Origin of the sequence: Brevundimonas nasdae, from assembly GCF_016654005.1 — a bacterium.
Lineage (GTDB): Bacteria > Pseudomonadota > Alphaproteobacteria > Caulobacterales > Caulobacteraceae > Brevundimonas > Brevundimonas nasdae.
In genome coordinates this window covers 1-19,999 of record NZ_JAEPWN010000016.1, presented here as the reverse complement: position 1 = coordinate 19,999, position 19,999 = coordinate 1, and the positions used below count along the sequence as shown (strand labels likewise).

22 protein-coding genes and 1 pseudogene are annotated in these 19,999 nt (G+C 59.9%); 4 read left to right on the top strand and 19 right to left on the bottom strand.

What is annotated here, in order from left to right; all coding sequences use genetic code 11:
• Positions 1-12: 12 nt before the first annotated feature.
• On the top strand, positions 13-669 hold the full coding sequence (locus JKF87_RS17255; protein ID WP_201101120.1) for a hypothetical protein: 657 nt from the start codon (positions 13-15) through the stop codon (positions 667-669).
• A gap of 75 nt (positions 670-744) precedes the next feature.
• Entirely contained in the window at positions 745-1,176 is a 432-nt protein-coding gene (locus JKF87_RS17250; protein WP_201101119.1) for a hypothetical protein, read from the top strand.
• A 470-nt stretch (positions 1,177-1,646) separates the two neighbouring features.
• Here the strand turns inward: JKF87_RS17250 and JKF87_RS17245 are convergent, their stop codons facing one another.
• The 6 genes from JKF87_RS17245 to JKF87_RS17220 all read right to left on the bottom strand — a co-directional run bounded on the left by JKF87_RS17245 (position 1,647) and on the right by JKF87_RS17220 (position 6,024).
• Entirely contained in the window at positions 1,647-1,877 is a 231-nt protein-coding gene (locus tag JKF87_RS17245) for a hypothetical protein (RefSeq protein ID WP_201101118.1), read from the bottom strand.
• Entirely contained in the window at positions 1,874-3,250 is a 1,377-nt protein-coding gene (locus JKF87_RS17240) for a DUF4942 domain-containing protein (RefSeq protein ID WP_201101117.1), read from the bottom strand. The genes JKF87_RS17245 and JKF87_RS17240 overlap by 4 nt, the downstream gene beginning before the upstream one ends.
• The gene (locus tag JKF87_RS17235) at positions 3,247-4,014 is read right to left on the bottom strand and encodes a phage Gp37/Gp68 family protein (RefSeq protein ID WP_201101116.1); all 768 of its coding nucleotides are present in this window, start codon (positions 4,012-4,014) and stop codon (positions 3,247-3,249) included. The genes JKF87_RS17240 and JKF87_RS17235 overlap by 4 nt, the downstream gene beginning before the upstream one ends.
• The gene (locus JKF87_RS17230) at positions 4,014-4,829 is read right to left on the bottom strand and encodes a Mom family adenine methylcarbamoylation protein (protein ID WP_201101115.1); all 816 of its coding nucleotides are present in this window, start codon (positions 4,827-4,829) and stop codon (positions 4,014-4,016) included. Before JKF87_RS17230 ends, JKF87_RS17235 begins: the two co-directional genes overlap by 1 nt.
• Positions 4,830-4,841: 12 nt before the next feature.
• The gene (locus tag JKF87_RS17225) at positions 4,842-5,024 is read right to left on the bottom strand and encodes a hypothetical protein (protein WP_201101114.1); all 183 of its coding nucleotides are present in this window, start codon (positions 5,022-5,024) and stop codon (positions 4,842-4,844) included.
• 73 nt (positions 5,025-5,097) lie between these two features.
• Positions 5,098-6,024: a hypothetical protein gene (locus JKF87_RS17220; protein ID WP_201101113.1), complete on the bottom strand. Its 927-nt coding sequence runs from the start codon at positions 6,022-6,024 to the stop codon at positions 5,098-5,100.
• 486 nt (positions 6,025-6,510) lie between these two features.
• Between JKF87_RS17220 and JKF87_RS17215 the strand changes: the two genes are divergently transcribed.
• Together JKF87_RS17215 and JKF87_RS17210 are read left to right on the top strand one after the other, a co-directional pair.
• On the top strand, positions 6,511-6,927 hold the full coding sequence (locus tag JKF87_RS17215) for a LexA family protein (RefSeq protein ID WP_201101112.1): 417 nt from the start codon (positions 6,511-6,513) through the stop codon (positions 6,925-6,927).
• Positions 6,924-8,180, top strand: coding sequence for a Y-family DNA polymerase (locus JKF87_RS17210; RefSeq protein ID WP_201101111.1), 1,257 nt, complete (start codon positions 6,924-6,926; stop codon positions 8,178-8,180). The genes JKF87_RS17215 and JKF87_RS17210 overlap by 4 nt, the downstream gene beginning before the upstream one ends.
• A 30-nt stretch (positions 8,181-8,210) precedes the next feature.
• Here the strand turns inward: JKF87_RS17210 and JKF87_RS17205 are convergent, their stop codons facing one another.
• From JKF87_RS17205 to JKF87_RS17145, 13 genes and pseudogenes are all read right to left on the bottom strand, one after another.
• Positions 8,211-8,453 (bottom strand): hypothetical protein, encoded by a 243-nt coding sequence (locus tag JKF87_RS17205; RefSeq protein ID WP_201101110.1) that lies wholly within the window; start codon positions 8,451-8,453, stop codon positions 8,211-8,213.
• Between the two features lie 200 nt (positions 8,454-8,653).
• Positions 8,654-9,004: a hypothetical protein gene (locus JKF87_RS17200; protein WP_201101109.1), complete on the bottom strand. Its 351-nt coding sequence runs from the start codon at positions 9,002-9,004 to the stop codon at positions 8,654-8,656.
• Between the two features lie 67 nt (positions 9,005-9,071).
• On the bottom strand, positions 9,072-9,449 hold the full coding sequence (locus JKF87_RS17195; RefSeq protein WP_201101108.1) for a helix-turn-helix domain-containing protein: 378 nt from the start codon (positions 9,447-9,449) through the stop codon (positions 9,072-9,074).
• A 419-nt stretch (positions 9,450-9,868) separates the two neighbouring features.
• Positions 9,869-11,143, bottom strand: coding sequence for a DUF7146 domain-containing protein (locus tag JKF87_RS17190; protein WP_201101107.1), 1,275 nt, complete (start codon positions 11,141-11,143; stop codon positions 9,869-9,871).
• 1 nt (position 11,144) lies between these two features.
• Complete coding sequence (locus JKF87_RS17185) at positions 11,145-11,507, bottom strand: hypothetical protein (protein WP_201101106.1); 363 nt, start codon at positions 11,505-11,507, stop codon at positions 11,145-11,147.
• A gap of 13 nt (positions 11,508-11,520) precedes the next feature.
• Positions 11,521-11,838 carry a hypothetical protein gene (locus JKF87_RS17180; protein ID WP_201101105.1) on the bottom strand — a complete coding sequence of 106 codons (318 nt, stop codon included), beginning with the start codon at positions 11,836-11,838 and terminating at the stop codon, positions 11,521-11,523.
• Positions 11,839-12,192: 354 nt separating this feature from the next.
• Complete coding sequence (locus JKF87_RS17175; protein ID WP_201101104.1) at positions 12,193-12,597, bottom strand: hypothetical protein; 405 nt, start codon at positions 12,595-12,597, stop codon at positions 12,193-12,195.
• A 108-nt stretch (positions 12,598-12,705) separates the two neighbouring features.
• Complete coding sequence (locus tag JKF87_RS17170) at positions 12,706-13,056, bottom strand: hypothetical protein (RefSeq protein WP_201101103.1); 351 nt, start codon at positions 13,054-13,056, stop codon at positions 12,706-12,708.
• Complete coding sequence (locus JKF87_RS17165; protein WP_201101102.1) at positions 13,053-13,274, bottom strand: hypothetical protein; 222 nt, start codon at positions 13,272-13,274, stop codon at positions 13,053-13,055. Before JKF87_RS17165 ends, JKF87_RS17170 begins: the two co-directional genes overlap by 4 nt.
• Positions 13,275-13,352: 78 nt before the next feature.
• Entirely contained in the window at positions 13,353-16,445 is a 3,093-nt protein-coding gene (mobF, locus tag JKF87_RS17160; protein ID WP_201101101.1) for a MobF family relaxase, read from the bottom strand.
• A 2-nt stretch (positions 16,446-16,447) separates the two neighbouring features.
• On the bottom strand, positions 16,448-18,691 hold the full coding sequence (locus JKF87_RS17155) for a type IV secretion system DNA-binding domain-containing protein (protein WP_201101100.1): 2,244 nt from the start codon (positions 18,689-18,691) through the stop codon (positions 16,448-16,450).
• Positions 18,692-18,748: 57 nt separating this feature from the next.
• Positions 18,749-19,120 carry a hypothetical protein gene (locus JKF87_RS17150; protein WP_201101099.1) on the bottom strand — a complete coding sequence of 124 codons (372 nt, stop codon included), beginning with the start codon at positions 19,118-19,120 and terminating at the stop codon, positions 18,749-18,751.
• Positions 19,121-19,904: 784 nt separating this feature from the next.
• Positions 19,905-19,999: pseudogene (locus JKF87_RS17145) on the bottom strand (IS5/IS1182 family transposase); the annotation flags it as partial.

Here is a 19,999-nt window from a genome sequence, read left to right as displayed (position 1 = left end):
CAGGAGATGCACATGAAGAATTCCCTTAAAGCACTCGCGCTGGCCGCCGTCGTCGGCGCTGGCATGACCTCGGCCGCTGAAGCCCAAAACAGAAGCCGCTCGTATCAGGCCTACGCGGTGATCGATCTTCAGACCGATGCACCAAAGGCCCGCCTTATCGACGCTGCAGAGCGTGCCCTGAGCGGCTATGCCTCCGACTTGAATACCTCGCGCCCGATCGCCGTCCAGACGCCGGAACGCCCTGGCCGCTTTAAGCTCGAAAATCCGCTGGGAGAGAATAGCCGTCTCGGCGCGCTGGCGGCCCTGGGAGGCGTCAGCGCACAGTCGTTTATGATCGCGACGTGCGACGGCGCCGTGTGGGTCGCCAACCTGACGAGATCTATTTCAGGGAGCCAGCAGATGCGGGCGACGCTCTGCCTCTTCCCCTATGCGAATGATCAACGCCAAGGCTATCACCTCAATCTGTTCGTCAATGACACGGCTGAATCTGGCGGCGGGCTGTCGCAGCGCTTTGGACGTGCGGTTGCAGGCCGTCTGGTCGGCACCCCACAGGAGTTTACCGAACGGATGCTGAAGGACACCGTCTTTGCGATGGAAGGGGCTTCAGGAGCCTCTGCCGTGCTGATCGAGGGTGAACCTGAAATCCCCGGCCTCGCCTGGAAGCGGTAAACCCGATTGGACAAAAGAAGGGCGGCTGATCCGGTTCAGTCGCCCTTTTGAATTTAGCGACAAACCGAGGGCGCGATGACCGAAACTCTGTACTACATCGACAGATATTCCGACGAGGTGGTGCCCTGTGATTGCCGACTGCAGTCCTGGGCGGAATGGCTTTCCAAGCCTGATGAACAGTGGGAACGCCCCGAAGCTGCAGCAGACGGTGAGACGTTTAGCGCCTCATCGCTCACGGTCCTGGGTGACGTGCGAGTGGAATGGATCGACGGAGCATGGCGAGCTGCTGGCCCTATCCCTGAAGGCACCGACAGCTACCATCTTCGACCCTACGAGGGCTCTAAAGGCTGGAACGCCGACTTCGCGGGCCCAACCATTGCTGATGCGACGGATTGCATCGAACCCGATGAAGGCCCCCTCTGGTTCGCCTGCACGCGAACCGACCCCGACGTAGTCCTGATCTATCGCGCGGACGGCCCCGCACTCAGCATCGCTGAACGGAACTGAAACAAAACCGATTCTGAATAAGAGCAGGCCAACCGCTCCCTGAGCGGTGGCGGCGAGAAAAAACCTACCGAGAGGAAGGCTCAAGGGCAGTGAAGGGAAGGGGGCCTGGCTGCAGCCGCAGGCGAAGGCGGGAAGGGCCCCTGCACTGCGCCGCAGGCGTCCCCTTGAACCATTCCTAGTCTCCTGCGGGCCTTGGCCCGGTGCCCACAGATACCCCGGCTTGAATCTCTTCAAGGCTTTGCCGAAGTGCAGCCAGAAGCCCAATGGCTCGCGGATCTGGGATGCCAGCAAGAATGCTCGCCCGCACCCGTTTGCATGTCCTGGGCGCGATCCCAGTTAAATCGGACAGGGGGATAGCCCAATGTTCGCCCCACAGCCGACTGCAGGCGCCCTGCAGCGCGAGTTCCTCTGCAGAACTGTCGGGTTGAATATCCGCCATAGATGCTGACCCTATCAATGAAATCGCTTCGTCAGGACTTCTGGCGAAGAGATGCCCTGCGGGCAATGTCCTTCAGGAGTGGCCGCAGCTTCTCGATGTCATAAGGATCGCAACCCGCCGCTCTCATCTCGGCTGCTGTCGTAAGCCCTGCTTCTTCGAGCACCTCTGCAGCCAGGGTGTCGTCATGATCAACAATCTGAGCTGCAGCCACGACCATGCCAACGGGTATTCCCTTTTTGGCTTCGTCTGACAGGGGCATCATGAACCTCTCACTGGAATTGTTACGATGCAGGTGTTGATGTTCGTGCCGACGCTCGCGAACGATCGAGCGGGTAGATCACGGATCCGTCCACCCGATGCCTCGATCAACGAGCGCAACTCGACATAGTCAGCGTCTTCCTTGAAGACGATCCCGGCTGACATGATGGCCACGAGGCGCCCACCTGGTGCGACAAAACGCAGGGCGTGCCTAACGTGGTCAACGTCTCGGCCGTCGCAGAATGGTGGGTTCATGATGACGCGGTCGAACCGCCCGATCACTGCCGGATCCTGAGCGAGGAAATCATCATGGATCACCCGAACGACGCCGGCGAGATCCTGCAGCTTCCCGATGTGTTGTTGATCGAGCTCCACGACCGTCACCTGCGCGCCGGCGTCGATGGCGCGGCGGGCGAGATTACCGCACCCAGCGCTGGGCTCGAGCACGCTCATGCCGTCTTTGATCATAGCCGCATCCATGACCTCGGCCGCGGGGGCATCGGGTGTCGGGAAGTAGCTGAAATGGCGTGCGGGAGCGCGCTGCTCTGGTGCGGCTGCTTTCTTCTGACGGCTATCAGCGAGCACGGCGCCGTAGTAGTCGGCCAGGAGCTCGTTGACCTTCAGTAAGAGGTCATCCCGCTTGAACCACACATGAAGGTTCCCGTTTTTGAAGACGCGCACCCGAAAATAATCGTCCTCGGCCGCGAAAGCGCTGGCGTGCAAGCTTCTCGGCCGAGCGGCGTCGATCACACCCAAGATCCCGTCGCCGCGATCAGGATGTTGTTTCTTATCGAGCACGTAAAAGGTCCGCTCGACGTCCCGGAACTGTGCCTCAGCTCCATATCCGTTGGCCCAGGAGCCGTGTTCGTTGAATGCGCGCGTGAGCACGATCCGCGAACCAATCTTAAAGCCATCGTGAGACTTGAACCTGCGGTCGAGACTTGAAAAGGATTCAGCGATCCCGCGCTTGAAGATGGTGGGCGCATCCGCGAAGAGCCCCTCCATCGTAGCGCGGCATGTGTCAGCCGAAACTTCTGGGGGATCGTCCCGGAGCTGGGCCTCAAACTGCTTCTTGGCCGTCTGGTCCATGAGCCGCTCCATGCCGCTGACAGACAGAAGATGACGCCATGCCGCCCGATCGAGGTCCTGCCGCGTCTCCTTCAGGAATCGCGCCCGGCCCTGCGGCCCTCGTTCAGAAAGGCGCTGGCCAGTGTCCCGAAAATAGGGGGTGGGCTGTGAAGGCGCTGCCTTTGCCATGTGTTCAAGGGCAAGCTCGATCATGTCGAATGCCTCGCCGAAGAGGCGCAGGCTTTCGTTACGGTGGCCCTCGATCAGTTCGAGGGGCGCAGCGAGCACCAGGTCGGATCCGGGCGTCATTGCGCCACCTTTGAGATCTTCGGCCTGTCGAAGTAAGTCTGGCCATCCAGCTCAGCGCCGCCTTTGTCAGCACCCCGGCCGCCGTTCTGCTTGAAGTTGAACACGCGTCCAAGGTCTAGGCACTGGCCGCGCATCGAGCGCGGCCAGGCGGGATCCATCCGCCTCGCATTCGGCCCGCTTTCGCCGCCGACTATAATCCAGTCAGGGGCGTTCCGATCGAGGACCACAGGGCCAAGCAACGGCTCGAAACTGGCAAACGTGAAAGGCGGTGATCGCTGGGCGGCCACGGCCACAAGCTTGAGCCGGTCGCGGTCGTATTCAGCCTGGTTCGCCATTGTCGCGCCGATAGCGACGTTGCGAGGTAGGGCGTGCCCACCTCGTGCGGGATCGGTCATCTTGAGGACGTTGCCAATCCGCTTCGTGAGCAGCAGCCACACCAGATTCGGCGTCGCCTCGATCAGGTCGAAGAGATCCTTACGCCAAGCTGGGTCAACCTCGTTGTCGAAAACATCGGCCAGGGAAGCGCAGAACACGAACGGACGGTTGTCGTCCTGGGCTGCGGCTCGGTCCCATTTGAGCGGGTCTTTCCAGTTATTGTCGCTTGTGCGAACACGGGCCGCGCCGGGGCCCCAGCTGACCCGCTTAAGCCGATGGTCCATCCGCTGTTCTGCATAGCAGTGATCGCAAGCCGGACTGACCTTTGTGCATCCCATCCACGGATTGAACGTGTGGTCGCACCATTCGATTGTAGAAAACTGACCCATCAGTGAATATCCGCCGGATAGGCGCGAACGGTCTTTGCCCGTCCAGCCAGACGCGCAGCGTGCGTCAAAGGAAAAACATAGACGTGGTTGCCCGGGTGCCTGCGGCGTCCGAGGAAGCCACTGGCAATCAGGCCCGCGTACCACTCTCGCAAGTCGTCGGCCGAGGGGGGCGCTGGTGCGCCCGCCCGAACAAGTTGGTCGACAGCGTATCGGTAACCCTGCTCTCGGTTCTGGATCTTCGACGCCGCCCGCCCGGAAAATATCTGCCCGGAAGGCAATACGTGGTGGGTGCGCGGACCTGCGCGCCCTCGATATTGCGCGGACATTGCCTGATAGACCCGCCCTATGTGACCCGGCTTGATGACCTGGCCAGAAGCGTCACGGCGCTCGATGGGATCAGCGTATGATACAACGCTAATAATCTCGGGCTTGGTCTGCCGGAGAAGCCTATTGGCACGCGATAGGAAAAAGGTTTCGCCGTTCCCTGCCACGTCGTCCAAAAGCACAAAGCGCCCCAGCTCGGCCCCGGCGTTTGCGTCAACGCCTGTATGGACGGGGACAACCTTGTTGTTCATTGGAACGGAGTAGGTGGCAACACCTACAAGACGAGCCTTCCGGCCGGTCTGGTCGAACAAGCCGACCGACAAGCGCGAGGCCGGAAAGCTGCTAGAGTAATGATGAGCCTCCACAAAAGGCCTCGCCTGACGGTCGCAGTCGATCAAATCAACGGCGTAATCCGAAACACGAATAGTCGAACTAGCTTGAACGAAACGGGTGCGTCGTTCGCGCCAGCGCTGAGAGCGGGAAGTAAGCATTACGACTAACCGTCAGTGCAGTTCGAGAACAGTTACGTCGTCCTCGTCATCCGCCCCGGCGTCTTCGTCTTCCGCTTCCGCAGTTCCGGCCCCCAGGTCGAAAACCTCTGCGATTTCGTCAGAGCTCCAGCCAGCGTCGACGCAATAGCCGATCCAGACGGAGCGTCGGGGATGGGGGCTCAAGGCATTGGTCATTCTGTTCGGTCCTTCCGAAGGCCGCGCGGCAAAGGCCACTTGGCGCTGTGAAAACGATGGGTTCAGAGTGGCGCTAGCTGGCCAGCGCACCAGTTGGGATCAGCGCAACAAGAGTTCGGTATTCGGGAAGCCGCTGGGCCGATATTCGCTGTCGGGTGGCAGTGGCGCCTTCGTTGCCGCCCCAAGCCAGCCGCCATAGCGTCCTGTCGCCTGCTGGCTTGGCTGAAGCATAGAACCGCCCTTTGCGCCCATCACGTAGATCGACCTGGATCTCTGCCCGTCGCCATACAGGGTCGCCCGCAAGCGCAATCCGCGCCTTCAGCCCGGCCCGGCGCAGCGCCCGATAGACATTAGGGATCGAGTGCGGATCTGCGATCACCTTGGCGGGGACAATGGTACGACGCCGCCTAACAGCCGGATCGGGGTCGAAGTCCTGGGGACGGGGGCGAGCCATAAACGACGGCGACGCCACGTCGGCTTGCCACAGATCCTTCAAGGAAGGCGGAGCATTGGAAGTTAGCGACCAGCGGCCTTCAGCCCTGACCCATGCCCTTTTGCCGCTGGCCAGAGAGATGCGGTCTGCAAGATCATCGAACTGCCGCACGAGCTGCGCCTTGCGCTCGATGTTCACCTCGGAGCCTATCGCGCGGGCCAACCGCTGCAGCCGGTATTCAAAATCCAGAGCTGTTATTGGCTCAGCGCCAGGAAATCTCTCGCCCCTGGAATGGTGGTGCCGTTCGGATGATATCGAGGCCCATGTTTTGATGACCTCGACTGAATCCACCAGGTCCGCAGTCAGTGGACCAATCGTGGTGTCCAGGAGATCGCCGGGCACACGAGTGAGAAGAAAGGCCATGCCGGCGACGCTCATATAAGCGCCGTCATGGACCAGGCCGTCACGCATCCGAACGCGAATGCGATCGCGAGTCTCAATGCCCGCAAAAGAAGGATGATACGCCGCGTTGGCGTCAATGTGCTGCACGTCCGCGAGCAGGCTCATGTTCGGTACTTCCAAATCACCGCGCGGCTCAAGCCACTTGGATAAGACCAGAACCTAACAAGAACACACATGAAATGCAACGGTGAAGCCTGAATAAGAGCACCGCCCCCTGATCCTAAATAGGAGCAGGCCAACCGCTCCCTGAGCGGTGGCGGCGAGAAAAAACCTACCGAGAGGAAGGCTCAAGGGCAGTGAAGGGAAGGGGGCCTGGCTGCAGCCGCAGGCGAAGGCGGGAAGGGCCCCTGCACTGCGCCGCAGGCGTCCCCTTGAACCTTTCTCTGCCTGGAGGACGGCGCCCGGTGCCATTTGAGTTGCGGAATGGTGCGAAACTATTGCGCAAACGGCCATAATCATTGCGCGCACCCATTCGAGGCCAGCGAGACGATCAGATCTGCCAGCCAGAACAAACGCGGAACAAACCGCTTGAACTCCGTGTTTGGACGCCGTAGAGCGCCGCCCCTGATGGACGCGGAACGGAGCTGAAGAATGAGCGCCCCTGCTGCACCCCTGATCCCGTTGATGGGCGCCCACGTTTGTGCGGGGTTCCCGTCGCCTGCAGACGACTATGTGGAAGAAGCGCTGGACCCTGCTTCGTTGATCGTTACGAACCCGATCAGCACCTTCATGTGGCGTGTGGCCGGCGAAAGCATGATTTCCGCCGGCATCCTGGATGGCGATTACATCGTGGTCGACCGCAGCCTGAAGCCGAGAGATAAGGATGCGGTCGTAGCGATCATTGACGGCCAACCAAGCGTCAAACGCGTGGTGAAGCGAGGCCGAGGGCTCGCCCTAGAATTCGCCAATCCTGCGATGGTGCCACTCGAATTGGACGAGACCTCGGAGGCAAGCATCTGGGGGGTGGTGACCTGGTCATTGACCCCGCACCGCCCGTTGTCACGATGAAGGTCTATGCCCTGTCAGACGGCAACAGCTTCTATTGCAGCTGTGAACGGGTATTCGATCCACGCCTTGAAGGGCGACCAGTGATCGTCCTTTCGAACAATGATGGCTGCGCGGTAGCCCTGACGCCCGAAGCCAAAGCGCTCGGACTGAAGATGGGAGACCCGTGGTTCCAGATCAGAGACCAGTGCTCCGCCCAGGGCGTCGAGGCCCGATCTTCGAACTACGTCCTCTATGGCGACATGAGCCGCAGAGTGAACGAGATTTATCGCCAGTTCTCCGACGAGGTTGAGGTGTATTCGATAGACGAGTCCTTTCTTGATTTTTCGTCGGTCGCCGACCCGGTCGTCCTTTCGAAGGAGATGAAGGCACGTGTGCTGCGCTGGACGGGCATACCGACGCGGATTGGGCTGGGCCCGACGCGAGTGCTGGCCAAGGCCGCAAATCACCTCGCCAAGAAGCGCGCCGAACTCGAGGGCATCTGCGACCTGACCACGGCGGCGGCCCGCAATCGCTATCTTCGGCTGCTGCCGATCGAGGATGTCTGGGGCGTCGGCCGAGCGTCAACGACCAAGCTGAAGAAGTTGGGCCTGACGACTGCCGCAGACCTGAGGGACATGGACCCTCGCCATGCCCGAGCTGTTCTGAGCCTGACTGGCGAGCGCCTGGTGCGCGAGCTGAACGCCGTTCATTGCTCAGACCTGGAGTTGGAGCCGCCGACGCGAAAAGGGATCGCTGTGACGCGTTCATTCGGCAAGCCAATCACGACCCTGGATGAAATGCTGCAGGCGACGGCCTTCTATGCCGCCCGAGCCGGGGAGAAGCTGAGAATGCACGGCGTGCAGACGACCCATGTGCAGGTCTTCATGCACACGAGCCGGTTTTCAGATGGCCCGGCGCGATCCGTGTCAGGGATCGCGCGAACCGTGGCGCCGACGGCGGACACGCTTGAACTAGTGCGTGCTTCAGGAGAGGCGACGCGCAGGCTGTGGGCGCCTGGCTATCGCTACGCCAAAGCGGGAATTCTGCTCAATGACCTCGTGCCGGCCGCCGATGTATCTGGGACGTTATTCGACCGGCCGGACCCGCGCCGCGAAGCATTGATGGTGGCGATCGACGACGTGAACCGTCGGTTCGGACGCGGATCAGTTTCACCAGCAAGGGGCGGCCTATCGCGGCGCTGGGCACTCAAAGCCGAAATGAAAAGCCCAGCCTATACAACCCGCCTTTCGGAAACACCGATAGCAAGGGCCTAACTGGGTGTTCACCCCAAGCGAAACGGACCGTCATGCGACGGCGCCCCCTTCGCGCTCTTCGGCCTCGTTGCCGATAGCCTCGATCCAGCGCCCGCAGTTCTCGATAGTGAAGTCCAAGAACGCCACGTCGATTCCGTAGGGACTTGTGATCCATAACAGGTTGTCCGGATCTAGGCCGAAGACATAGCCGCCAATCTCGGCTCTCCGTTCCTCTCTTAACAGCCCGTAGAGCGCCTCTGCCGGCAACTGCGATCTGATTGTCAACGTCGTCACTGTTGCTGTGCCCGATCCCTTTGCTAAGGTCGCGTGCCGTCAATCAGGCGGTAACACGACATCCTCCACTGGAAGGGCTCGCGCTTAAATGCGCGGGCCCTTTTTGGGCTACTCAACAAACGGGGTTGATGCCTCTTCTGGCGTTCAAACATCCGACTGCGGCGATCCGGGGTTGATGGGCTATATCCAGCCCCCGCCTCCTAACCTCGTTGTTCGTTCATACCCTGGATGACAAATATCACTGCAAGAACAACCATGAGCGCTGCTATCACAGGTGCGCCATACTGAATCATGTCAGCCGTGAGCTTATCTAAGTTGCCGAATCTGATCTGGTCAGCAACGGCCGCGTCGGTGTTGCTACGCAGTTCAGGCAAACCCGGAATAAGCCCCAAGTCAATCATTGCGCGGGGACCGGCGTAAATCGCCCAGCCCATAGCAAGACAACGAACAGCCTCGAAATAAGGCGGTCGGTTATCCTTAAGCCACATGATCCAGTCCCAACCGACAACGGTAGAGAATACCATCCCGAAGAATATAATTATTCCGAACATTTTTGTCCTATAATCCTAAACACGATAGCCCTGAACGTTCTCGTTCGCGCGACTGGACGTTCACGGCTCATGCGGCCATCCCCTCGACGAGGGTTAGTAGCGCCGCCTGCTTATCTCTCGAGAGGACACTGTAACCGGCTAATAACCTAGCAGCCCCAGGCTGCGCGATCATGGCCGAAGGGCCCGTAGCGTGCTCCAGTTCGCCCAGGAGGTCTGCGCCGGTAGTTTTCAGGAAGGCCGCAATGCGAAGCAGGCGAGCCGACGAGATACGGTTGTTGCCGCGCTCGTATTTCTGAACCTGCTGGAAAGTGACGCCAACGCCGTTGGCGAGTTGCGCCTGGGTTATCCTTAGTGCCTCACGACGTGCGCGGACCCGATTGCCGATCTGAATATCGACCGGATCGACCTGGGCCTGAGATGGGATTTCTGTTCTGGAACGGGGCATCAGGTACTCCTATTGCTTCGAACGGCAGACCGGCTTGCCGTTTGCATCCAAATGCTGAGACAGTGAGCCGATACTCCGACCGCTCCATTCGCAACCAGTCTCTGTATTCAAATAAATACCGATTGGATCATCGAAAGAGTTTAGTCTTTCAAGTCCAGCAGGAGTAGGCGGAGGGGTCATAATGCCAACGACAAAGTTGGCCCCGGCCACCACCACGGCCAACATCAATAGAGCAGCCCACCAAGCGGGAAAGACACTATCCAAATCTAGTTCTCCAATGCGAAATACCGATGATCGGTCATGACCGTAGATGATCATCCACCACACGCGCTAGTGGAGCGATACCAGACTGAATCCTTAAGCGCACATTGGGCGCATTTTTACGCCACGCATCGTTACAGCGGGCTTGAGCAAGCTTCTTAAGCGTCCAGATCGACAGGAACGGGCCTGACTTCATCAAGAAACCGATCGAGCATCGCCACCCTTAATCGTCCGTCGCTAAGGCCCGCGAAAGAAGCCTGCAGCTGGTCGTTCAAATCCATCCCAGAGGGCGGAATGGCAAAGGCGCAACCCGTGCAACCGGCGCTCAACCAAGCATCAGCCGATAGGATGGCGCAGATAGCGGCCCTGGATCTCCCGTCCAGCTTCATCAGCGTAAAATCTGAGCCCGTATGCGTTCGCGCTTTCACCTGGATCTCGTTGTTGTCCATGTCGAGGCATATGATCGGGCCATCCCACGGGTTGTCGGGCGGACTCGGCCAGACAAACGCGGGGTACGCCGGGTTCGGCCGAAGATCCGAGAAATCGACCCGTCCGAGATCGTCAGCGAGCCAGAGGCCCTGCAAGGCCTTCAGCCCCAGGGTGGCCACGGGTCGGGCAGGGGCGCCATACATGATGGCGGCGGATCCAACCGTCTCGATGCCTTCGCCTACAATCAGCTGACCTGGGCCGTTGGGTGGAGCGAGCCAAACGCCACCATATCGCAAGACACCATTTGGATCCGCGCGGCGCTCTGGCCCCCAAACCTTCTTTTGAGGAACAAGGTCGGACTTACCCTGACCATCCTTCGCAAGGTAGGTGACCGCTACGCCCCCAGTGGGGCCCCAGGGCGTCATGATCAATCCGATCAGCGCCGGCGCATATCGTTTTTCCTTGCCGCGACCGGAGTGATAGGCGGCCGGATGAAAACGCAGCACTGAAAGGGCGTTCTGCAGGACTAGGCCCCGGAAGCCCCGAAACCGTAGATAGACCTCCGCCAAGGTCCCGGCCGCGCCAGTCGCGTCCCGCCACAGCCGGACGGCTTGCTCGTTTTTGAAAGCCTGCAACGCGGCGTTGGCCTTCAAAGTCCTGTCGAGGTCAACGGGCTTCCTGTCCGTCTCGGAAATATCCATGTTGAGGAGGCGCATGGCGGCGTCCCTTGCCGTCTGGCCTTCCTTGCCGCGAAGAGCGTGTTCGAGGTCGATCACGTCTCCGCTGTTGGGATGGCACGAATGACAGCGCCACCGCGTGTCATCCTTCTCGACCTGGAAGGCGCCAGCCCATTTCTCGCCAGCCTTGTAGCGCGCCAATGAGGCCGCGCAGATCGGGCAAGGGCCGCGGAGTCCCTTTCCCTCACGATGAAGGAGCTGGACCCCGAGAACCTGCGAGATCGCGACCCGGCGCCGCGCATCGGCAAAGAGGGTCGAATCCGACATCTTAGGCGACCTGGGGGAGTTGCCAGTCTCTAGGCAAGCGGAGCGTCAGTCCATCGTCTGTCGAATGGACGTCCAGGTTGACGCCTTTTTCCTGATCGGCCGTCGGCCGCGTCGGCCGCAACTCCAGTGAGGAGAGAACCAGGCTCTTGCCACGCGACACCAACCGATAGTCGCCGTCTTTCGTGGACTCGATACGAATATAGGTCTGCCTGCCATCAACGGCGGTCAGGACGCTGACCTTACCAGCTTCCAGACCACACTTTTCCAGCAACTGCTCAGGCAGGGTGAGCGTAGCGACCTTGGCCTTTGCGGCGAGCCTCGGCGCGACATTTGAGCCGAAACGGGGGAGGGGCTTAAATTCCATTTTTGTAGGCCTTCTATTGATTGGAGAGCGATGAACGGGACGGGGTGATTTCCTGGTCGGCCCAGCGAGACATGACCTCAAGCAATCGCTCCGATGCTGGGAGGCTGACTGCGGGCGGGTATTTCGCACGCCAGACCGACAGGATGTGGTCGACTTCGGGACGCTGCGGCGCACTGCTGCACATCTCGTCGTCACCGAACCGGAGACGAGTGTGCAGGCTGTGCGCGGCCATTGCCGCCTCAAGCGGATCGCGCTTGGCCCATTGGCGGATGATGGAAGCTTCTAATGCGTCAGGCCGGGCCTGCAGGGCTTCAAACAGCACAACGGGCATGGCGCAATTGTCATTTGCGGGCATTGAAACAGTGGTCCTGGAAAGAAACTCAAGCATCGAAAAGCGAGGCCGCCCATTCGTCGCAGGCGCTTAGTTGCGCCTCGGGCGCCATAGGCTGGCCTGCAGGCTCGCGCAGTGCCTTCCAGTCCCTGAAGGCTTGCTTCTGGGCGCGCTGCGCCGCCATACGATCAGTGTCGCCCTGGTCGCTATCCTGTAAAGCTCGCAGAAGAACGTCCGCCTCCTGAGCGGCTGTTACTGGATCAAGGGCCTGAAGCTCGCGAATGATAGCCGCGACTTCAGCTGGCGTCCTTTGATCCCGTAGGAATGCAGTCAAACGAGGTCGATTAAGCGACTTCATTGCCATGGCCCGCTGTAGTCGCGAGTAGCGACCATACGCTTGACGCGCAAAAACATTACCACAACAACTGCGGCCGTTATTACCTGATTGACTAGAACGACAAGCGCGAGCCGGTAAGCCAGCTCAACCGTAGCGGGATTCTTGGTAAGAAAACCAGCTATGGACATTGCACCGAATAGAAAACAGACAAACCAAAGAGTGGTGCTCGCCCAATAACCCAAAACCCGATCATGCAACCTCTTCGAGACCATAGAGGTCAGCCCGCAAGCCGTAAGAGCCATAATCGTCAATGACGGCACATGCACTGCAATGCCTAAAGCCAGCATCATTGAACTGATAACAAAGCCCAACCCCGATGCCCGAAGTCCATTATGGTCACTAACTTGTACTCTGCTATTCATTCTGAAGGTCCTCGAGGTCATTCATAAACGCCTTGCCGAAGGGTAACCCCTTGATGTTCAAGGGAAATATCCTCTAATTATGATTATACGAAACCGGGACTGTTCCAGTTAGAACGGGTTTCCGAGTTTGATCTGCAGTAGCCCCAACAGGCCCAGGCAGACGGGAAAGCCGATTAGCGCCACCCGCAGTACAGGGCGCGGATACAAGAATGGGATCGCTCGACCGGCCCAGGTCGCCATTACGGTCAGCAACCAAACGGTGCCGAAGAGAACACCGACATAGGCCCTGACAGCCGGATCGTCGGTGCGGGCGATTAAGGCCCCAACGAGCACGTAAGCACCGGCCTGAGCTGCGAGGATCACGAGGTGGATTGGCCGCAGCGCCAACCTCTCCCTGAGCGTCGGGCCTGGTCCGAAAGCACGGGCACGGCTCGCAGCCTTGCTCTGCCACTCGATCATGACAGCGCTCCGTCCGCTGGCAATTCGAGATTGTAGTCGCTGAGCACCTCCGCGCCGCGATCAAGGAAATCGGCGGTCGCTTCGGGGTGCTCGATCAGGAAGAACAAAAACGTGCCCGCAAACAGAGAGCTCGTGACGCTACTTCCAGCCGCAAGATCGGTCGCGACTGATGCAATCTTACTCATCAAATGGTCAGGCATAGCTTGGGTCGTCGTCATGTAATGAACCAGTCCAGGTGAAAGCCGAGGCGAATACGACTGATAAAAGAGGTCAGCCGCGAGCTGATAGTCGGGGGGTTACAAACTGTAGTCGTTGCCCTTCTCGGGCTCCTTGGTCCGGGCGAGCTCAGGTGTTTTCTGTGGCGCCAACTCAAGCGACCGCTCCGGCTGTTGCTTCGGTGCGCCGTCCTTGGACAAGTCTGGCGTCTCTGGCGTTTTGGGCGATTGCTGACCGGGCGCGGGCGAGAGCGTGGCGTCTTTTGCAAGCGCGGGCTGCTGGCCAGCCTGGTCTTGGGCGATAGCCTGCACAACGGACGAGAGCTCGCGACTGGCGATCAGGTTGAGGCCGTCCTGCTTGTTCAGCCGCATCGTGAGACGCTGAACATCATCGGTGATCAGGCGGAACCCCTCGGCAGTACGGGAAAGCTGCACATAGAGGCGGCTGGCCGTAGCCGCCTCGCCGTGGTTTGAGCCCAGCGCGGCGATCACGTCCCGATACGTCTTGCCCTGGGAACGGTCTGCAGTTTCGGCGTAGCCGTAGCTCACAAACTTCAGCGCCGGGTCGTCAGCGCGGAGAACGTGCTGTTTTCCGTCTTCATCGCGGATCGTCCATTTGTCGTCACGGACCCCTTCAACGGTGAAGCGCTGGCCGACCTTGAACTCACGTTCAACGGCGCCGGTCTTCTTGTCCTTGGACTGGCTATGACGATCCCAGACCATCTGGTCGCCCTGACGGACCTCCAGGTCTTTCTTCAGATAGGGCTCAAAGTAGGAATTACGTGACGCCTCCATCGCGCCCAGGTCGACGTTGAACCCCTTCCCCGCCTTGTCCTGAAGGAGCAGGACGTTGTTTCGCAAATCACGACCGACAACGGTCACATGCGCGTCGCGCTTGACGCCGCTGGCCGTATGGGCGCGATGGAAAACGAGAATGTGGCCTTCTCTGTAGTTTTCGGCGCGGTGCTTAGCCGCTCCTGACATTCGTGCAGATCGGAGCGCGTCATGCTGCTGGCCATCACCCAGCACGCCCTCCTCGATCAGGGTCTTTCGCACCTCGGCGGCCACCGCCCCGCGCAATGCGTTGGTCGGGACGATTATGCGCGGATCCTTGCCCTCGGCTCGACCAGCGGACCAGGCCGCATGAATGGCCTTTGCATAGTCGCGGTCACCAACATTGAGGCCGATCGCTGAGATGTGCCGCTGAATGCCTCGAACGGCCGGCGACACATTGCCCTTCGAAAGGTGCTTCACGGCGTCCAGCAGAACGGGATCCTTCTGGCGCCGAATATTGTCCATGACGGTATGCTGAAGACCGTTGGCCAGGGCGTGACGGAAAGGCGCGCCCGCTTCAGGCGACCCGAGTTGTCGTTCGTCGCCGACAAAGATGGCGCGCTTGATATTCGTGACCTCGACCGCACGCTGCAGCCGGTCCATCTGGGAATTGCTCTGCATGGACGATTCATCGACCAGCAGCGTCTTTGAACTGTACGAGGCCCTCATTTTCTCCAGACCGACGCCGCCACGCGCAACCGTCCGTTCGACGTTGAGGAGGAACGATTCAATCGTGCGGCTCTCGATGCCAGCTTCTTTGAAGAGCACCTGGGCGGCGTCGTGCTGGGCGGCGAGCCCTATGAATTCGTCGTTCTTGGCGGCGACCTTGAGCACCTTGAACATGGTGGTCTTGCCGACGCCGGCCGACCCCTGAACGCCCACATAGCGATCGGCGCTGGTGAGCACTGCGATGGCGGCCGAGCGTTGGCTGTCATCTAGCTTGATGCCTACGGACGGATCATTCTCGGCACGAGCAATCTGAACAGGGGCCGTCGCCTCGGTGAACGACGGGGTAACGTGACCCTTGGTCGCCTCGATCCGCGAGATGACCTGTCTTTCGAGAGCGAGCGCATTTTTGGTTGTAAGGCCATCCAGAACGGTCTTGTCCGCCTTTTGCAGACGCCCATCGCCCTGCAGGGCATGACGGGAGGCTAGAATCTGACCGGCCGTGATCCCCGCTGGAGCAATTCGAATAGCCTCGGCCAGGACCTCATGTTTCGAGAATACGGTTTTGGACTGCTCGAAAACGCGCACGGCATAGCTGAAGGCACGAGCTGCGCCTTTGCGTTGAGGTGCCTGGCTGTTGGGATTGGAGTATTGGTCATCCCCTGAAGGCGAGTACCCAGCCGATGCGCGCTGCTGAGCAACCCTGACAGAAACCTCGTCGGAGGCGATGCCAGAGGTTTGCGGCGTCAGATCATGTCCCTGCGACTTGCCTTGGGCGTTACCGACGATGGATCCGAGGTCCAGCCCGACTTGCTTGGCTGTCTCTTGCCAGCGCGCCTCCAACTCCTGGCGCGGATGATCGAGTTTCTTGGGCCTGTCCTTCAGCACCATCACTTCACGCTCAGAGGGCGTCAGAGGCCGACCCTTTTCGCGTTCCGCGGTCTTAATCTTGGCCTCGATGTCGAGATGCCGCTGGGAGAAAGCCTCAACCTTAGCGCGGTTGACGCCCGCGATCTCGAACGTGCCCTCCCTATCCTTCACAACGTCGTAGCCCAGCGCCATGACGCGGCTGGCCAATGACGCCTGATAGACAAGGCCAGGGGTCTTGAAATTCTTGTAGAGGTGCGATGTTTCGAGCGCGCGCCAGGTCTTGGTGTCGCTGTCGTAGGTCCGATTTGCCACGACGTTGTGAGAGTGAACCTGCGGGTCGCCTGCACGCGAGGTTTGGTGTTCGGTTGTGGCGAACACGAGATTGCCAGTCCGAACCTCCTTGACCGTGCCATCGCCTTGGCGGACGCGGGTGATCGAGAAATCCTTTTCGACGTACCCCATGGCATCTTTGACAGCCTCGCGATGGGCCTCAAGCAAGCGTCTATCGCCGCCGACAAGGGCCATGACAGACACGGTCTTGGGTGCGCTAAAAGTGAGATCCCATCCGGGCCGGTGGCGATCGTTGACCTTGCCAACTTCACCGTCGTTGAAAGCCGGGTGGCTCCCATTGAGGACAGACCGAAACTGTTCCGGGCTGGACAACCCGGAAAGGCCCGCGGTTTCGGAGCCCTTGCCACCCCACGTAAGTCCGGGGCTGTCGGCCTCTCCGGTGACGTAATAGTCGTCTTTGCCGTAATAGTTAGCGGCGCCGCCTGCGGACTTGATGCTGCTGATGCTGAGCATGATCAGAGCCCGTCGATGATCATGTCATCGAGATCGAGGCCCTTGGTCCCCCGTCCCGTCCGGTCCTGCTTAGGCTGGTCGTCATCTGCGGTGACCTCAGCGTCACGCTTTTCCGCAACAAGAGCCTCCAGGGCCTCCGACACTGACAGCTCCGAACCCTGTTCGGCCTGATCGGCTTTCGTCCCTAGGGTGGTGACCTTTGATGCAGGATCCGGAGCCTTGTCGAGGTTCTGAGATGAAGCCCCCTCCCCCTTTCCACTGGCGCCGACGTTCTTGCCGTCGTTGTCCACCACCAATGTCAATGACGCCTGGCGTCCACCGCCAGAGGTCTGCGCAGCGGAGCCCTCGGAGGAGTCCACCTCTGAAGCGCCAGCATTCAACGCCTTGGCATGGGTTGCTGCTGCAGCTGCTCCCCTCGTCGTTTGCGCACCGTCGGAGCGACGGACGTTTCGGTTCATGAAGCGGTCCACAACGCTAGGGCCAGTGAGTGCGATGAAGGGTTCAGCCAATGGTGGAAGCGGCAGAGGCGTGAACTTCACCGTCGCGATTGGGAAGGGTCGCGAAGGGCGTCGGTTGCTGAGCTTCACGACGCCCTGGAGGGCCGGGAAGTTCATGATCTGAGTTGGCGAGAAGACGGGCTCCTTCTCTTCCTTAGGCGTGATGCCGACGCCGTCGCGGACGGTATTGGCGCCGTAGGTGGTAGCCTCCGTGACGCGGTGCATGACGCGCTCGCCAAGCATCAGGCTCATCGTCTTTGCGGTGTCAGGATCGTTCGCGCGAAGGACAAGCTTATTGGTGCATTGACCGATGATGGTGAGCGCTCTTTCGGTGCCGTAGATGTCTTTGAGCTGCGAAACCTGTTGCAGCCCGAAGAGCATCGCGCCGCCGTGTTTGCGGAGACGAGCCGGACCCTCAGCAAGTGAATCGACCCGGCCAAGGGTCGGGAACTCGTCAAGGATGATGTGGGTAGGAATAGGCGGAACACCTGTCGCCATCCTGGTCAGGATGGAACTGATGGCGATGTCCGACCAGAAGCCCAGCAGGGGACGCATAGTGGCGATGTGAGACTCGGGCGCGGATAGGAAAAGGAAGCCCGGTCGGCGTTCGGGGTAGTTGATCCATTTCTTGATCGAGAAGGGCTCGCGTTGAGTGAGCAGATAGACGAGCGGGGTAGTCCCCTGGGTCAACATCGACTCTAGGGAGGAGGTGCGCTGGCCAGCGCCCTCAAGGTGTTTCGCTGCGGGGGTGTCCCCTAGAATAGCCTTGAGGTTGTCCGAGGGGCCGAAGAATAGGTTCAGGGCATCATGGAGTGTGGCGTTCGGCCAGCGTTTCTGAAGAGCGTAACTGGTCCACGAAAAAAGGTCGCGAGCGACTTGGGTCCAGTAGGGATCACCGCTCTTCGGATCCTTGAAAATGCCGTGCGCAAGACGATCCCATTCGACCTGTTCCGTCGCATCGAAGAAAGGCGACCAACTGGGCGATCTGTCGTCGAAGGGATTTAGGATGACGTCAATCGAGGGGTCGTAGAAGTCGCGAATGTACTCGCCCTCGGGATCATAGATGATGGCCCGGTCGCCGCGTTCGCGAAGCGAAGCCAGATAACGTTTAATGGCGACGGACTTACCGGAGCCGATGCCTCCGGTGATCATCGTATGTTCGAACTCTCCGTCGTGAGGATAGTCGAGGCCGACAAGGCTTAGTGGCTTAGCCGGGGGAAGCCCCTTCTCCTTGGCCACGTCCGCATTGAAATCACGGACCTCGCTTAGCAGCTTGGTAGCCGACACGACTTCCTGCCCCTTGACCTGTCGGGTCTTCAGCTTTGCCTTGCCCGAGGTGGTGAAGAGGAAGGCCTGCAAGGAGATCAGGCTGGTGGCGGCAAAGAACCAGACGACGAAGACAAGTTTGAACTTGGAGAAATAAGCGTCGGCCAGCGGACGAACGAAGGGGAGATGGGGGATATCGGAGACGTGATAGATTTCACGATTGCTCCCCGGAACCGGCACAGAAAGCTCGTCAGGTGCGGGTGATCCGAACCATTCGAAGAGACGCGCCTGAAGGACTGTGAAGCCGTATTGAAGTTCTAGATCGGTGGCCCAGAACTGCAGCCAGATATAGCAGCAGATGGCGGGGATAAGGAGCCATTTGCCGATGAAAAGGAAAACACCATGCACCATCGCAACGGTGTGACCGAAGGTCTGTCCACCACGGAGCCATGCGGCGAAAGTTGTGTTGTTCGGGCGAGCCAAAACCAGTCTCCAAGGTGGAGCTGGTGCAGAAGCAAGATGGGAAGGGGCAAACCCCTCCTACACGTGGCTGAGGGCCTCGTGAAGAGCCTTGATGCTTTCGAGGGCGGCCAGATCTTCCGGTAGGTCGAAAGGCCGTGGCGGCAAAGGCCCGAACGCCCCGGCGCCTAACTGTGAGGCAATCGCACGGATCCGAACGAATTCTTCTTCGCTGACTTCCGACTTCAGCATGGCCGTCATCATGACAGACACGATCATCAATCGGTGGCCGATGAGCTTGACCATGTAGTCCTGGTGTCCGTCGAGGTCGGCCCGAACCAGGTCGGCCAGATAGTCGGAGACGGTTTTGCCGTTGGCCTTCGCCTTGGCTTTGGCCCGCTCAAAGACGGCTGGTGGAACTCGTGTTTGGAGCCGGGATAATGCAGAAGGCATGACAGAGGCCGCTATTTTGGGGGTCCGAAGTGCGGCACCTTAACCCATTGTAATAACGGCGTAAATATTGAAAATAACGCCGGGGGTCCGAAGTGCGGCACCTTTCGTAGATTTTTTTGTCTGCAAAAACAAAGCGATAACCCCCCGCAGGTGTGCGTAATGTGTGCCGCATCTCTTCGATGCGTTCTTGAATGTCCCACGAGTGGGCCATTCGCCATTCTTCATGCGAGTGGCCCTCCGTATCCGGCGAGGTCTTTCCTCACTCGTGAGGGGACCGAGCGCCCGGCGCAGTAGAGGCCCTCGGCCTCTATCCACTGCCGGGCCGGATGAAGATGACGAAGCGCTTCGCGCTTCTCCGCTACGCCTGGCCGCCGAAGGCAACGGGTCGTGAGCAGCGCTTGACCGAGACGGCGGAGCCGCCAGGGCAACGCAATCCCGACCCGAAAATTCACAGCACCATGTGCCAGTGAGTCAGAGGGTGTGGCCGACAAGAGGTCATGGCCGACGCGGACCCGGGAAAGGAACCGGAAGCCTCTAGGACGTTGCTCGTTCGCACCAGCTCCCCACGCGCGCCCTCTTAGCGCCGCAGGCAATCATTTCATCGTCAAACGCCCCCGCCTTACCTGGAGGGTCGCAAAAACGAAAAAAGGGACCGCCGACCGCGCTCCCTTTTCCAAGATGATTGAGATTTTAGGCCTGTCCTGGTGTCCCTCAGAAACCCTGCCGGTTCACCGAACTGGCGTCCTCGGACGCCAGCACCAACCGTCTGAAATTGTCGCCTGATCTAGGTGGTGTGGACAAAGTGCCTGACCCACAAGCGGATTGAAGCGACGAGGACGAAACCGAGGAAGCTGTCGGCGGTCTTGTCGTATCGGGTCG

What these genes read in the sequence shown, in the direction of transcription:
- JKF87_RS17255 (WP_201101120.1), top strand. Translation starts at nt 13, where the DNA reads ATGAAGAATTCCCTTAAAGCACTCGCGCTGGCCGCCGTCGTCGGCGCT.
- JKF87_RS17250 (WP_201101119.1), top strand. Translation starts at nt 745, where the DNA reads ATGACCGAAACTCTGTACTACATCGACAGATATTCCGACGAGGTGGTG.
- JKF87_RS17245 (WP_201101118.1), bottom strand. Translation starts at nt 1,877, where the DNA reads ATGATGCCCCTGTCAGACGAAGCCAAAAAGGGAATACCCGTTGGCATG.
- JKF87_RS17240 (WP_201101117.1), bottom strand. Translation starts at nt 3,250, where the DNA reads ATGACGCCCGGATCCGACCTGGTGCTCGCTGCGCCCCTCGAACTGATC.
- JKF87_RS17235 (WP_201101116.1), bottom strand. Translation starts at nt 4,014, where the DNA reads ATGGGTCAGTTTTCTACAATCGAATGGTGCGACCACACGTTCAATCCG.
- JKF87_RS17230 (WP_201101115.1), bottom strand. Translation starts at nt 4,829, where the DNA reads ATGCTTACTTCCCGCTCTCAGCGCTGGCGCGAACGACGCACCCGTTTC.
- JKF87_RS17225 (WP_201101114.1), bottom strand. Translation starts at nt 5,024, where the DNA reads ATGACCAATGCCTTGAGCCCCCATCCCCGACGCTCCGTCTGGATCGGC.
- JKF87_RS17220 (WP_201101113.1), bottom strand. Translation starts at nt 6,024, where the DNA reads ATGAGCCTGCTCGCGGACGTGCAGCACATTGACGCCAACGCGGCGTAT.
- JKF87_RS17215 (WP_201101112.1), top strand. Translation starts at nt 6,511, where the DNA reads ATGAGCGCCCCTGCTGCACCCCTGATCCCGTTGATGGGCGCCCACGTT.
- JKF87_RS17210 (WP_201101111.1), top strand. Translation starts at nt 6,924, where the DNA reads ATGAAGGTCTATGCCCTGTCAGACGGCAACAGCTTCTATTGCAGCTGT.
- JKF87_RS17200 (WP_201101109.1), bottom strand. Translation starts at nt 9,004, where the DNA reads ATGTTCGGAATAATTATATTCTTCGGGATGGTATTCTCTACCGTTGTC.
- JKF87_RS17195 (WP_201101108.1), bottom strand. Translation starts at nt 9,449, where the DNA reads ATGCCCCGTTCCAGAACAGAAATCCCATCTCAGGCCCAGGTCGATCCG.
- JKF87_RS17190 (WP_201101107.1), bottom strand. Translation starts at nt 11,143, where the DNA reads ATGTCGGATTCGACCCTCTTTGCCGATGCGCGGCGCCGGGTCGCGATC.
- JKF87_RS17185 (WP_201101106.1), bottom strand. Translation starts at nt 11,507, where the DNA reads ATGGAATTTAAGCCCCTCCCCCGTTTCGGCTCAAATGTCGCGCCGAGG.
- JKF87_RS17180 (WP_201101105.1), bottom strand. Translation starts at nt 11,838, where the DNA reads ATGCCCGTTGTGCTGTTTGAAGCCCTGCAGGCCCGGCCTGACGCATTA.
- JKF87_RS17175 (WP_201101104.1), bottom strand. Translation starts at nt 12,597, where the DNA reads ATGAATAGCAGAGTACAAGTTAGTGACCATAATGGACTTCGGGCATCG.
- JKF87_RS17170 (WP_201101103.1), bottom strand. Translation starts at nt 13,056, where the DNA reads ATGATCGAGTGGCAGAGCAAGGCTGCGAGCCGTGCCCGTGCTTTCGGA.
- JKF87_RS17165 (WP_201101102.1), bottom strand. Translation starts at nt 13,274, where the DNA reads ATGACGACGACCCAAGCTATGCCTGACCATTTGATGAGTAAGATTGCA.
- mobF (WP_201101101.1), bottom strand. Translation starts at nt 16,445, where the DNA reads ATGCTCAGCATCAGCAGCATCAAGTCCGCAGGCGGCGCCGCTAACTAT.
- JKF87_RS17150 (WP_201101099.1), bottom strand. Translation starts at nt 19,120, where the DNA reads ATGCCTTCTGCATTATCCCGGCTCCAAACACGAGTTCCACCAGCCGTC.